This window comes from Cyclobacterium sp. L-R (genome assembly GCF_056859355.1).
On the sequence record NZ_JBSXOH010000095.1, the window covers coordinates 115,969 to 130,425 of the forward strand.

Below are 14,457 nucleotides of genomic sequence, written 5' to 3' on the forward strand. Positions count from 1 at the left end.
ATTAAGGTTTTTAATTTAATCAGGATACTAAAAAAATAAGCTCATTTTCTAAAATCAGACAGTCTTAATTGAATATAGTTGAAGATACCGGTGAAAAAGTTTAATTACACCAATAAAACCATTGTTTAAGCTGGTGGGTTTAATAAAAATGAAAAAATATACTATTCTGATTTTTCTTATTATTACAAGTCTTAACATCCTCAATACTCAAAATCTTGATCGTTTTATTAAGGATCGAATAAGATTGAACAAAAAAGGGATATTGGTACTCGGATCATGGGCAGTATCCAATATTGTATTGAGTCCCATTATGGCCAATTCTACCTCTGGAAGTACTCGGTATTTTCATCAAATGAATGTCTATTGGAATGGGATTAATTTGGCTATAGCAGGTTTAGGCTAATACAAATCGATTAAAATAGATTCAAATAATATGACCAATAGTCAAATTATTGAATCACAGCACAAAATGGAAAAAGCCCTTGTTTTTAAAGCGGGGCTAGATCTGGCCTATATTGCTACTGGTTTTTACTTAAAGGAAAAGGCAAAAAACACGAATGATAAAACCGACCGCTTTCAAGGTTATGGTGAATCATTATTGCTGCAGGGAGGATTTCTTTTTTTCTTTGACGTAGGTTATTTTCTCGTGCAAAAGAAACATGGTGCAAAACTATTTACTTTGATAAAAAACTGACAATCCATCCATCAGGATTTAGACCAGTATGAAAAATTTAAAGTTTAATTTGTTTACATCCCCTGATTTCTTTATTGCAAAAAATTTAAGATTTAAAACTCAACATTAAAAGGTGACTTTAAGTTTTAAGGATAATTCTTTCTATCAAAACGATGAATTAACTAATTTTAAGTCAATTTTCTAGACCTCTGGTTTAGAAAATAAGACGATATAGGTATAAAAAAAGCCCCAAATAGGGGCTTTTTAAATTTTACTAGTAGGGAATTTTTATTCTGAAGGAGGCAAAATAACGGAATCAATAATGTGCACTACTCCATTGGTTGCTTCCACATCTGCAGTGACAACATTTGATCCATTCACTTTAGCTCCATCAGCAGTCGTAAAGGTTATTTTGGCTCCGTTAACCGTTTCAGCCATCATTCCATCAGAAAGGTCTGTTGACATTACTTTTCCTGCTACCACATGGTAAGTTAAAATACCTACTAACTGATCCTTATTCTCAGGTTTTAATAGATTTTCTAAAGTCCCTTCGGGTAAAGCAGCAAATGCCTCATCGGTGGGGGCAAAGACGGTAAAAGGTCCATCACCTTGCAAAATGGAAACCAAATCAGCGGCTTTTAATGCAGCTACTAACGTAGATAGCGACTCAGTTTCTATTGCTAACCCTACAATGTCTTTAGCCACTTCAGCCGAAACTTGTATCTCTTTTGCTATTGGGTCATTACTTTCCGGATCATTAATTACAGTAGCTCCAACATTTAAATTGAGCATTAAAAATAAACTCACGACGAATAAATAATTTGATTTTTTCATAGTTATTGGTATTAGTTGACTTAATTTAACAGTATAACCACTGTGCTAACAACTTGTTCAAATATTATTGAAGTACTTTGAACCTAACTATCTAATTATCAACATTTTTTTTACAAATAATGGAGGAGAAAGAGGAGAGGGTATACCAATTTTGTGCTTAAAAAATAACCATCATTTAAAACGGAATTTTTTCCATATAATGAATCATTCATTATAATAGCTATGTTCTTTCTTACATACTAGGGTAACGATTAAGCTAATTATTTATATAACTTGTAAATACAAATAGAAATTCTTTCAATAAATTATTGTATAATCTAGTTGGACTTAAAATAGATGACTTTGCGATTAATAAAAAGAACTGCATTGTTAAAAATCTGGCAATTGGTGCAATCAACTTAATTTTTAAAAACTAAATTATTTGTCTTTTTACTCAAACAAAGATTCGTCAATTCCCGGTATCAATTGTAAGGCGTTTTTGTAATAGATTTTTTGTAGGACGGAGTCAGGGAGGGCCAGACCGTACATTTTCCAATGGGCATGTCGTTTTCTGTAATAATCGAAATACTCATCGCTGGTCTCCAGTACCCTGAAATAGGTGTAGTACTCTTCTTTTTTATAGCTGTCTTTTCCCATTAACACCCTGTCTTGGTAATCAATCAACCAAGCCCGCGCAGTTACAGGTTGCCTGCCCAATTCGGCTAAAACAGCGCCTAATTCCGTATACATATTGGGCATTTCATCTAGCAAATTCCCCAATCGCTCAAGGTCATTGCCAAACCAACCCAGATGGGCAGAAATAAACTTGGTATTAGGGTGTTTCCTAAAGACATTGTGCTGCTCGGCCATGACTTCCTCAAAAGAAGGGTTCTTTTCCGGGTCTTTGTACCTGCTGGGGTATTGTTTGAGTTCCAGCCAGCGTTCATTATTCTTGTCTTTAGGCAACCAAAATGCTGCAGGTTCACCAGTATGTATCAAAACGGGGATGCCCAACTCCCCACATTTTGCCCAGATAGGGTCCAATCGTGGATCGTCAACTTTAATTCTATTTCCTGCCTTGTCCTTATCTGTGAGGCCTAAACTTTTATATACTTTCAAGCCTTTTACACCCAACTCCACAGCCTTTTCCATCATCTCTAGGGTTTCATTGGGCCAAGCTTCATCATCCACTTTTTCAAAATCGATGTTCATAAAAAGAGTGAATCGATCGCTGTACTTTTCATTGACATTGTCCAGCGACCATTCCAGGTATTTCCCTCTAAAACCACTTAAATTGACCATAACCGCCATATTCAATTCATCCATTTCCTCTACCAAATCGTCCAGGTTTTGAATGGGCATGGTGATCTGATGATTGTGAACGTCAATAAATGGGAATTTGGCTTTGGTCAGTAGGTGTTCTTGTACTTTAAGTGTAGAAATGGGTTCATATTCTTCTACATCCATTACGTTATTCCGGTATTGGATTTTACCTATCAACCAATAGGCAATACCCAAGAAAATCAAAATGGATAGGGGTAGTAAAACCCATTTCTTTTTAGAGGAGGCCATTGGTTATTGTAGGGCTACAGGTACGGTAAATAGCGTTTGATCCCAGCTATAATTGATGGTAGCACCGTTTTCTGATGTAACAACGTCTATGGTAAAGGTCTCCACTTCTGAAGGAGTTTTTTGCACTGGGGCATCGACCGTCACCACATCCAATTCATGATCAGGCTCTGCCACACCAAAGAAAATATTTGTTTCACTGTTTAAGGTCACTTTAAAGGCATCCGCTCCAGGAACAGCATACATGCTGTATGTCCCTGCTTTTACAGGCTTACCTCCAAAGGTAACGTCCTTGTTAAAAGTGATTTCGGTAGCAGCGTTGGCGCCTAGCCTCCAGTATTTCCCGTAAGGTTGAAGTGCATCATCCGCTTCCTCACCAAATATAAGTCTGCCTTTTTTTGAAGGTTGACTATAATCAATGGTGATTTCCAAACCACCTTCGCTATATGCCGTAGTGCTTGGTGGACTAACAGGAGTTGCAATAAATAAGCCATAAACAACCCAGACAACAAAGAGTATAAATATAACTCCGACTCCAATTAAAATATTCTTTTTCATAATTGCGGTTTTTAGAATTTGAATTTACGAAATAAATATTGCAAAAGCTTGAATCAAAATATTCCGAGGGATATTCATGTTCGGTTTAAAATAAATCCTTTCACTTTACATAAAGCCTATAAACCAATTGATAAAACATTTTTTTTATTTTTATTTATGCAATAATGTTGCATAAAATTAAAATTTATCCTACTTTTACTGATGTGAAAATCAACAACCATATCGTTTCCAAATACCTGGCAGCCTATTTTATTGCGCTACCGCTACTATTTGGTATGTTTTCGTATGGTCACAAACATTATTCATTAAAGGATAGAGAAGATACAATACAAATTGAATCTTCGGTAGATTGTTCTCTATGTGATTTATATGATCACCAAACGGCTGTTATTTTCACCACCTATTTTCAGGCTCTTGAATTACCAAATCCCCCAATTTTTTCAGTTGATACTACTAATTTAATTAGTATAGCTGGCTATTTTAATTGTCTTCGTGGACCTCCTTCTATATCAATGGCTTTTTTAGGATAGGGCATTCTATTTTTCTCCGAAGCCATCAATTTACTCATATAATAAATGCTTGGGTCTTGGTTTTAAGAAGTGTTCTTACTTAAAATAGACAATCTATTACGTCCTGAAATCGCTTCAAAATACCCAATCGTTGCTGTTTTCAATTTCACAATAGGGTTGCAATGCTAAAATCTCCAAACAGCCTGAATTTCTAACGATTGCAATACTTCCCCTAATCTGGGGAAAGGCTATCACCCCTGACTATTGGCAGGGCGGAGAAATTCTATTATATATTCTGGGTTAAAACAATGAATAACTATGCCCTCCTAGGCACAAAACTAGGGTAAGTCGATGTGTATTGACCTCTTATTTTATTTGGAATATCCACCCAATCCTATTCCTAAATCAATCAATTAGCTTTTAATGTGATCATACTAGAGACAGCCTTCCAGTTAAAAACATGTATGAAGTCGTTAAACATTTTCTCAAAAAATGATAAATAAAAACCTTTGGATAGATAAACTAGGTATCTGTTTGTCTTTCTGCTGTGGTATCCATTGCCTTGTTACTGTTTTCTTAATTTCTCTTGGTATCAGTGAATTAAGCTACCTTCTGCTGCACCATAAAGTAGATAATTTAATGTCTCTAGCAATTATACTGATTGGTGTCATTGCCCTGCTTCCCACTTTAATAATTCACAAAAACTACGAGTTAATAGGATTATTCCTTCTAGGATTTATTGTACTGGAGGTAGGTGATGCATTTACCAATATTTGGTTAAAATCCTTAGCAATAATCATCGGAACTGTGATGATCATTGGAACCCATTATTTCAATTTTAGAAAAAAAGCCAAACATGTCAAATCAGTATAAAAAAATACCAGTAACAGTGCTTAGTGGCTTCCTTGGTTCAGGAAAGACCACCTTGCTTAACCATATACTAAATAATAGAGATGGGTTGAAAGTAGCCGTTATCGTCAATGACATGAGCGAAGTAAATATTGACGAGAAAATCATAGCAAATGGAACCAAACTTTCCAGAACAGAAGAAAAATTGGTGGAAATGAGCAATGGCTGCATTTGCTGTACACTGCGAGAAGACCTGATGATTGAGGTAGAAAAACTGGCAAAGATGAATAAGTTTGACTATTTGCTTATCGAAAGTACTGGTATTTCTGAGCCTATTCCGGTAGCGCAAACATTTTCTTTTGCCAGTGGTGAAGACCTATTGGACCTTACGGCATTTAGCCAGCTGGATACCATGGTTACGGTGGTAGATGCCTTTAATTTTTTTAAAGATTTTGGTAGTGCAGAAACCATCTATCAGCGAGAAATGACAGATGATGATGAGGATACTAGGTCTATTGTTAACCTGCTAACCGATCAGGTAGAATTTGCGAATGTGTTGGTTATAAATAAGACAGACCTCGTAGAAGAAAGTCAATTGGGATTGTTGGAACATGCGCTGCATAAACTTAATCCATCAGCCAAAATTATCCGAACAACATTTGGAAAAATACCTCCAAAAGAAATCCTTAATACTGGGCTCTTTGACTATGAGTCTGCGGAACAGGCTGCAGGCTGGCAAGTGGAACTGGACCTTGCAAAAGAAGGAATTACGCACCAGCCTGAAACGGAAGAATATGGTATAGGTTCTTTTGTGTATAGAAAGGCCAAGCCCTTTCATCCCCAACGATTTCTTGATTATATCGGAGAAGATTTTCCAGCCAATATTATTCGAAGCAAAGGTATTTTTTGGATGAGTTCTCGTCCCGATCAAGCCATTTTGTGGAGTCAGGCAGGAGGCTCACTCAAAGCTGAAATATATGGCAGGTGGTGGGCTGCGCTCCCAACCTTAGAGAGAGAATCAAATCCAATGTTTATAGAGAATCAAGCTTTTATCCGGGAAAAATGGGACCGTAAATGGGGAGATCGACTGATTGAACTTGTCTTTATCGGACAGGAATTAGACATCACACAAATTACCACTGACTTGGACAATTGCCTGCTAACCGATTTGGAGATAGCCGAAATGAAGTCGAATGTTCAAAATACAGATAACTGGCCTATATGAGGCTACAAATCACCAACAGTAGGCTTTTACAATACCAATAAATGATGCAGACATTAAGCCGGATATAATATTAACCACCAAACAAATTAATTTAACAAAGTATGATTAAAATCTTTACTATTAGAGTGTTATACAGCTTGTTGCTGTTCGCCCATTTGGCTCCCCCAGACCTTCTTGGTCAGGGAACACCGACTTCGATAAAAGTGATTTCAGCAAGTGATCAATTGCCTATAATTGGTGCCACCATTCAACTTACTGATCAGGAATCTCCTAAAGGATGGGTAACCGATGCTGCGGGAACTGCTGTCTTGCCATTATTAAAAAGGACTGAAATCAATATCAATTATCTGGGTTTCATTGAAGTAAATAGAATTGTAAAACCAGGATCTGAAATTATCATATCCCTGGAAGAAGATTTACTTGGCTTAAATGAAGTGGTGGTGACAGGAGCCTTTTCCCCAACCACCATGAAGAATTCACTCTATCAGGTGAGAAAGTTTGATGCTGCTTTGATAGAAGCCAGGGGAGCGGTTAATCTAAGTGATGTATTGCAAACCCAGTTAAACCTCAAAACAATTCAGGATGACGTACTAGGAACACGGATTGTAATGCAAGGCATCTCCGGCCCCAATGTTAAGATTCTGATAGATGGTATACCTCTTGTGAATGGATCCGGCGGTGAATTTGACCTTAGTCAGATCAATATGAACAATGTGGAAAGGGTCGAAATTGTGGAAGGCCCCCTTTCCGTTCAATATGGCACCAATGCACTGGCCGGTACCATTAATGTAATCACTAAAGACCCTACGGAAGAAACCTTGAATATAAACAGTAGTGTTTATTATGAAAGTGTAGGGCAATACAATACAGATCTTAGCCTGGCTAAAGGTTGGAAAAATACTTCCATAAGTATAGGGGGATCAAGGAACCAATTCAATGGTTTCTCTTCAACAGGAGAACGAAAAGAAAATTGGATTCCAAGAACCCAATACCTTGCAAATGTAAAAGTGAAAACCAATGTTAAAGGGCTTAATCTGACATCAGCAGTGGACAAATTATGGCAAAATTCCACAAGCCATGGTAATGCCACACCTGCCTTTAACAACAGAACCAATAAAATATCAGACATTGCCAATGATAATTATAACAATACCGAACGGCTGAATGCTTCCTTGGTGCTGGAAGGAAAACTCTCTGATAAGGGTTATCTTAACCTGGTAAACGGAGTTTCTTTATTTGAACAATCCAGCCGAAAATACCTTCAGGATATTATTGACAACATAAAATGGTTAAGTACCGATGCAGAAGACCATGATACTACTCGCTTTGATACATGGACTTTTAGAGGAACTTATGTTTATGGAAATACTGAAAATAAACAAGGGCTTTATCTCACTACAGGTTATGAAGCTTCTTTAAATTATGCCACAGGAGGAAGGATAAGTGCCAATGCCAAAGGGAACGTCAATGAATATGGCTTGTTTTCTGCCTTAGAAATTCCATTGAGTCCAAAGTTTAAAATACAACCTTCATTTCGTTATACTTATAGCAATAGTTACGATACCCGAGAAATTGATTTTTTAAATGCCCGCCTTCCTTTGCTTCCTTCCCTGAATGTAATGTACAAAGGTGGAGAAAATCTTGATTTTCGATTTTCTTATGGTCAAGGATACCGGACACCTTCCGTTCGTGAATTGTATTATGAATTTATTGATGCCAACCATTATATCGTTGGAAACAAAGACCTAAAGCCTGAAGTGGGCAGCAATCTCAACGCCTCAGGAACCATAAGAAAAGATTTTCTGGGTGCAAAGACTTCATTTACCACTTCGCTATTTTTTTCCAAAATAGACAATAAAATTGACCTTATTCAAATAGCAGACAGAGAGGATCTACCTGATGAAGTTCCCAAAACCGTTCCCGTGGCCAGGGTTTATGAAAACATACCCAATTTCAAATCTCATGGCATTAACCTAACTGCAGAGATGGCTTGGTCCAATGGCTTTCGCTTGAATCCAGGTTTGGGATTACTTGCTCGTTCAGGAAGCGAGGCAAACGATCGATTTTACAATAGCATTGAAGCCAATGTATATGCAAGCCACTACCTGAAAAAATGGGATACCAAAATTAATCTGTTTTACAAGTACAATGGCGCAATATCTGAATTCTCTCGCAACCAGGATGGCAGTATAGGAGTGCTTACTTTGGACACTTACCACACCATGGATTTAAGCCTTTCAAAGCCCTTCTTAAACGGACGGGTATTCTCCACCTTGGGAGCTAAAAACCTATTTGATGTTACTGATATCGGCTTGTCTGGAGAAGGATCCAAAGGACTGGTTCTCCAAACGGGACGAGAAGCCTTTTACCCCATTAGTTGGGGCCGCACAATATTTATTAAAATCAACTATTTAATCAATTAAAAATGAAGTCTTTACAATTATTATCTTTGGCTATTTTGACTAGCCTATCCTTTACCAATTGTGTGGAAGATGAACCAGATGCTGATTTTAAAACCATTGAATTGGGAGCAACTCTTACCGCATCTATGGGTTCTGATCTTTCAACACAGGTTTATGTCAATTTATCCGAAGCTTTGATAACCAAAGTTGCGGTCAATACCTGGGAACTGGCTTTTGAAAACGATGGAGTGGCCATAAGAACAAACTCAGCCAAAAAAGTTGCCGTAACCGTACCTTCCGAAGAATCATTTGATGAAGTGACATCTGATCAAGGCCTGGTATATGTTTATGATGCTGAAGATAGTGATTTATCAAAAACGGCATTGGCCGGCTGGGAGCACAATGTCCCTTATATCTTAGATTTGGGCATAGACCAAAATGGCAACAGTTTGGGTAAGAAAAAATTAATGATTACAGCGCATACCTCAACCGAACTTTCTATCCAATATGCCAATTTAGATGGATCAGATTTAGTAACTGACACCATTGTTTTTGATGAGGGAGACTTTACCTTTTATTCTTTAATTTCTAAACAAATTGTTACCGTAGAGCCTGATAATTGGGACTTTGTTCTTACAGGTGTTTCTCTTAGAACAGGAGCTCCTTGTGCTGCTTTGGGTCCGGGAGCACTACCGGGAATCAATTGTGATGTATATCGTTTGTCCACAACAGCAATTATAAACCATTACAATGGAGTGGAATTGGCTGTGGATGATCCTTTTGCTGATCTGGAGCAGAATGATGACCCTACATCAGAAAAAAATCTAAAAACCATTGAGGACAGCAATTATGAGCAGCTTAGGCTAAGTGACTATCACTCCCTTGGAAGCTCGAACGCTGGAGATGCGATGGGAAGATCCTGGTTAAATATTTTAACACCCCATAGCTCCGGTGTATACAAGGTCTATGATTTCATCACTTATTTGATAAAGGATCAGGATGGGAACTACTATAAAGTCCGTTTTCTGGCCTATAAAGGAGGTGACAATGCAGAAAATGGCAATCCAACTTTTGAGTATGCCCGCTTAGAAGAATAAGACAAGTTTCAATTGGCCCTGATAGCCTAGCTATTGGGGCTTAACTTCATCACCAATGAAACCACTACTCAAGAAAATATTATTTGCCATTGTATTAGCCATTTTGACCTACACAGGATACAGGATGTATGATAAAAAGGTAAGTACAACTAAAATAGCCTTTATCAACTACCAGGAGTTTCAACTCTCCCGAATAAGTAGGTCAAATAAAAACAGCTGGATTAAAATTGATGTACTTGGAATGAACGAACTAGACAAAGTTCGGGACTATTCGGCAGTATTTATATTTGGTCGAGGATTCCAGATGTCCCCTGAAAAGATGGAACAGCTTAAAGCTGCCGGCTATGCCGGAGTAAACCTATTTGTGGAATCCGCTACGAACCCAAATGTGGATGTAACCAATCTAAAAGGAGATGTCTTGGATAAGGTAACGGATTATTTTAAATATGGAGGTACTTCTAACTATTCCAATCTTTTGTCCTATGTGCGCAAAGAAATGGATGGTAAAACCTGGTTTGTAGATGATCCTGAAGCCCCAAAACCTATTCCTCGAGATGTATTCATTCACCTGGATGAATACGTTGTTTTCGAAGATTTTGGAAAGTACCATCAATACCTCACTGAAATAGGAGCAATTAAAATTGAGCAACCAAAGGTAGCCCTGCTCACAAGCGTTCCGGGACCCTTCAATGCCAATAGAGAACACATTGATGATTTAATCCGAATGATGGAAAGTAGAAACTTGAATGTTTTTACCATCAGTGCTGCTACCAAAAGATTAGATTTCCTGAAAGAAGTAAATCCGGATATCGTCATTTTGATGCCGCATGGAAGACTCACATTGGGTCAGGAAAAAGAAGCCATCTCTTGGCTCAAGGAAAAGAATATCCCTTTGCTCACTCCTTTGAGTGTTTTTCAGCCATATGAAGAATGGGTGGATGACCCACAGGGTTTTGAAGGTGGATTACTTTCCATGAGTGTGGTATTGCCTGAATTGGATGGAGGCATAAATCCATATGCAATTATAGCTCAATATGAAGATGAAATGGGCTTTTTATCCTTTCAAGCCATTCCTGATAGGCTTGAAAAATTTGGTGATATGGTAGAAAAATGGCTGGCCTTAAGAGAAAAATTAAACAAGGATAAAAAAGTAGCCATTTATTACTTTAAGGGCCCTGGACTAAACGCGATGGTTGCCGCAAATATGGAGGTAGTTCCCTCGATCTACAATGCCCTTGTCAAACTTAAAGAAGAAGGCTATACAGTAGAAAATCTGCCTGAATCAGCCGATGAGCTTTGGGAAATGATTAAAACCCAAGGTTCGGTGCTCGGCCCCTATGCAAAAGGGGCCATTGATGATTTTCTAAAAAATGGAAACCCCGCATTGGTAGAAAAATCGCTTTATGAGCAGTGGGTGGCAAAAGACCTAAAAACAGAAAGTTACCAGGCAGTAAAGCAAAAATATGGAGAAGCACCAGGAGAATACCTTTCAAGCCGTAATGGGGACAATGAGTACCTTGCTATAGCAAAATTACAGTTTGGAAATATTGTACTGTTACCTCAACCCTTGGCTGGATTAGGAGAAGATACCTTCCAAATCGTTCATGGAACAGACAGCCCTCCTCCGCATCCATATATTGCTTCCTACCTATGGACACGCAATGCATTTCAAGCAGATGCGATCATCCATTGGGGCACACACGGTAGTTTGGAATTTACTCCCGGTAAACAGGTTGCTTTATCCGGATTTGACTGGACAGATGTTCTAATTGGCGTGACTCCTCATTTTTATGTATACACAATTAGCAATGTAGGTGAAGGGATTATTGCCAAAAGAAGGAGCTATGCAACTACCTTAAGTTACCTTACTCCGCCTTTTATGGAATCGGAGGTTAGGGGAGATCTCAAGCAATTAGGAGACAAACTCAGTGCCTTTGTAGGGGCTAAAGGACCCGTAAGGGAACAATACAGAGCTTCAATTAGTGATTTAGCCATTGCCCTCGATCTGCATACTGATCTGGGATTGGACAGTATTGATGATTTTGATGATGAAGGCATTTTCCAACTTTCAAATCATATAGAGGAGGTGCGAAATTCCAAAGTCACTGGTGGATTGTACACCATTGGTAAAAGCTATACCACTGAACAATTGGACAATACCACAGAATTGATGGCCCTGGATCCAATTGCTTATAGTTTGTCCTTTTTAGACAAGCTAAATGGTAAAGTAAGCCAAAAACAACTTGATAATCAGTTGTTTTTTGACCAAAACTACCGCAAACGCGCAAAAGCTGTAATAGCTAAATTGCGCAATAATCATGAGGTGGACGAGGTTTTGGCAAGCTTGGTTAAACCAAGTGATTTGGCTTTAGCAAAGGCCTGGAAAAACGGAAACCAAGGTATGTCTGATGCTGACATTGTGAAGGATTTTATAAGTATGGTGGACGAAAAAACCAGCAAAGGAAATCCTGGATATAAAGGGAAAAGTGATGCAAAAGGGCCTACTGAAAAAGAGATGAAAGAGCTTCAGCGCTTGGTAATAGCCATTTCGCCGCATCCGGATCGGGTAGATTTCATCATGAATTTAACTTCCGACAAACAGTTTAAGCAAAGTTCTTCCATACTGGATCCACAAAGTCTGGAAAAAGCCAAAACAATAGCTAAGGCAATACCTGCTATGGCAAAAGCTTTGGAGATAGGGCAAAAAGAGGAGGTCTATGCTTTGCTCAAATTGATGCAAAAAGAAGAACTAAGGCAATTGACCTTTGAACTTCTTCAAGACGATGGACTTGCCGAACAGGTAGCCATAGAAAAGGAGCGTGCTGATAATGATCGTATTGCTCAGCTAACGAAAAAGGATTACATCAATTCATTGAAGCTAGTTACCAAAACCTATGAATTAAAAAAATCATCTCGTAACGTGCTTCAAACCCATCTGATACAGTTGAAAACTTACTTAGAAAATTGGCAACTGATAAAAGAGAAAAAGCCGGAAGAATTGATTTCATACTGGTCCCAAGCAGACTTTGAAGACAATCTAAGGGGTACAATGGACAAGCTGGAATTGGAGCTTTTGGCAAGGGATAGGCATGAAGAAGAATATGCCAGGGCAGTATTGAATATTGAACAGGCTGTTCGTTCGGTTGGAAACTACCATAAGGAGCTTACAGAAAGTACAAGTGCTGAATTACAAGCAATCCTTACAGGTTTAAAGGGTGGCTATATTGCTCCCTCTCCCGGAGGGGATCCTATAACCAACCCTTCAACCGTTCCCACGGGGCGCAATTTATTTTCCATTGATGCGGAAAAAACACCTTCCCCTGAAGTCTGGAACCTAGGTGTTGGATTAGCCAAAACCTTGTTGGAGGCGCATCAGGAAAAGCATGGTAAATTTCCACAAAAAGTAAGCTTTACACTCTGGTCAGGAGATTTCATCGATACTGAGGGAGCCATGGTCGCACAAATATTTTATTTATTAGGTGTTGAGCCAGTGAGGGATCCCTTCAAACGGGTGGTTGATATTCGATTGATTCCTTTGGAAGAACTCGGAAGGCCCAGAATTGATGTTATTGTTCAGACCTCAGGCCAGTTTCGTGATTTGGCTGCTTCAAGAATGTTTCTGATCAATAAAGCGGTAAAAATGGCAGCTGGAGCGGAAGACTCCGAACAAAACTACGTGAAAGCAGGTGTGCTCGCTGCAGAGCAAGTCATGAAAGAGAAAGGCATGTCTCCAAAACAAGCACGCGAATGGTCAACACAACGGGTATTTGGTGGCGTGAATGGTAACTATGGCACCAATATCATGGGAATGGTAGAACAGGGCAATGTTTGGGATGACGAGCAGCAAGTTGCAGATACCTATATTAACAATATGGGTGCCATTTACGATGAAGGAGAAAATTGGGGTGCCTTTCAGAAAGGGGTTTTTGAAGCTGCTTTACAAAATACAGACGTGGTGGTGCAACCTCGGGAAAGCAATACATGGGGAGGCCTTAGCCTAGACCATGTGTATGAATTTATGGGAGGTTTAAGTATGGCCGTCAGGTCTGTAACCGGAAATGACCCAGATGCTTATTTTAACGATTTCAGGAACCCTTCAAAGGCAAAAGTTCAAGGTTTAAAGGAAGCCATTTGGGTAGAAGCAAGATCTACGCTTCTCAATCCCAAGTACATAAGGGAATACATGAAAGGAGGAGCAAGTTCTGCAGAGACATTTGCAGAAACATTTCGGAATACTTACGGATGGAATGTGATGAAGCCCGCAGACGTTGACGATGCCCTTTGGAACAATCTTCATGACGTATATATCAAGGACGAGTTGGAATTGAACGTACAAGACTTTTTTGAACGTGAAAACCCCTATGCTTTACAAGAAATGACGGCTGTGATGCTAGAAACCATTCGAAAAGGATATTGGAATGCTTCCGAAGAGCAACTTGAATCACTCATTAGGCTCCATACCGAGTTGATCAGCGAATACAAAGCCGGATGCAGTGGATTTGTATGTAATAATGAAGCCTTACAGGCCTTCATCACAGAAAGCCTTTCGAAAGAAGACACGGCTGAATATGAAGCCGCTCTACAATCGGTGAAAACAGCTCAGGAGATGGAAGAGGGAATGGTAATGGAAAAAGAAACAATCGCTGAACGTGCAGAAGAAGAATCCTTAAATGAAGACAGAACCTTAATTGTATACGGACTTATTGGACTAATATTCCTGGTATTTATGGCATTGATTATCAAAAGAAGAAAACAAGATTAA

9 protein-coding genes and 1 pseudogene are annotated in these 14,457 nt (G+C 38.8%); 7 read left to right on the plus strand and 3 right to left on the minus strand.

The window, feature by feature from the left end:
• Positions 1-148: 148 nt before the first annotated feature.
• Positions 149-694 (plus strand): annotated as a pseudogene (locus tag AC13EX_RS20540) (DUF6992 family protein).
• Between the two features lie 267 nt (positions 695-961).
• Here the strand turns inward: AC13EX_RS20540 and AC13EX_RS20545 are convergent.
• The 3 genes from AC13EX_RS20545 to AC13EX_RS20555 form a co-directional block, all read right to left on the minus strand.
• Positions 962-1,507 carry a fasciclin domain-containing protein gene (locus AC13EX_RS20545; protein ID WP_482894128.1) on the minus strand — a complete coding sequence of 182 codons (546 nt, stop codon included), beginning with the start codon at positions 1,505-1,507 and terminating at the stop codon, positions 962-964.
• A 429-nt stretch (positions 1,508-1,936) separates the two neighbouring features.
• Complete coding sequence (locus AC13EX_RS20550) at positions 1,937-3,058, minus strand: amidohydrolase family protein (RefSeq protein ID WP_482894129.1); 1,122 nt, start codon at positions 3,056-3,058, stop codon at positions 1,937-1,939.
• Positions 3,059-3,061: 3 nt separating this feature from the next.
• Positions 3,062-3,613 carry a DUF2911 domain-containing protein gene (locus AC13EX_RS20555; protein WP_482894130.1) on the minus strand — a complete coding sequence of 184 codons (552 nt, stop codon included), beginning with the start codon at positions 3,611-3,613 and terminating at the stop codon, positions 3,062-3,064.
• Positions 3,614-3,777: 164 nt separating this feature from the next.
• Between AC13EX_RS20555 and AC13EX_RS20560 the strand changes: the two genes are divergently transcribed.
• The 6 genes from AC13EX_RS20560 (at position 3,778) to AC13EX_RS20585 (ending at position 14,457) form a co-directional block, all read left to right on the plus strand.
• The gene (locus tag AC13EX_RS20560; RefSeq protein WP_482894131.1) at positions 3,778-4,143 is read left to right on the plus strand and encodes a hypothetical protein; all 366 of its coding nucleotides are present in this window, start codon (positions 3,778-3,780) and stop codon (positions 4,141-4,143) included.
• Positions 4,144-4,614: 471 nt separating this feature from the next.
• Positions 4,615-4,995, plus strand: a complete 381-nt coding sequence (locus AC13EX_RS20565) for a MerC domain-containing protein (protein ID WP_482894132.1) — start codon at positions 4,615-4,617, stop codon at positions 4,993-4,995.
• Complete coding sequence (locus AC13EX_RS20570; RefSeq protein WP_482894133.1) at positions 4,979-6,196, plus strand: GTP-binding protein; 1,218 nt, start codon at positions 4,979-4,981, stop codon at positions 6,194-6,196. Before AC13EX_RS20565 ends, AC13EX_RS20570 begins: the two co-directional genes overlap by 17 nt.
• A gap of 101 nt (positions 6,197-6,297) precedes the next feature.
• Entirely contained in the window at positions 6,298-8,619 is a 2,322-nt protein-coding gene (locus tag AC13EX_RS20575; RefSeq protein ID WP_482894134.1) for a TonB-dependent receptor, read from the plus strand.
• A 2-nt stretch (positions 8,620-8,621) separates the two neighbouring features.
• On the plus strand, positions 8,622-9,695 hold the full coding sequence (locus AC13EX_RS20580; protein WP_482894135.1) for an HmuY family protein: 1,074 nt from the start codon (positions 8,622-8,624) through the stop codon (positions 9,693-9,695).
• Between the two features lie 55 nt (positions 9,696-9,750).
• The gene (locus AC13EX_RS20585) at positions 9,751-14,457 is read left to right on the plus strand and encodes a cobaltochelatase subunit CobN (protein WP_482894136.1); all 4,707 of its coding nucleotides are present in this window, start codon (positions 9,751-9,753) and stop codon (positions 14,455-14,457) included.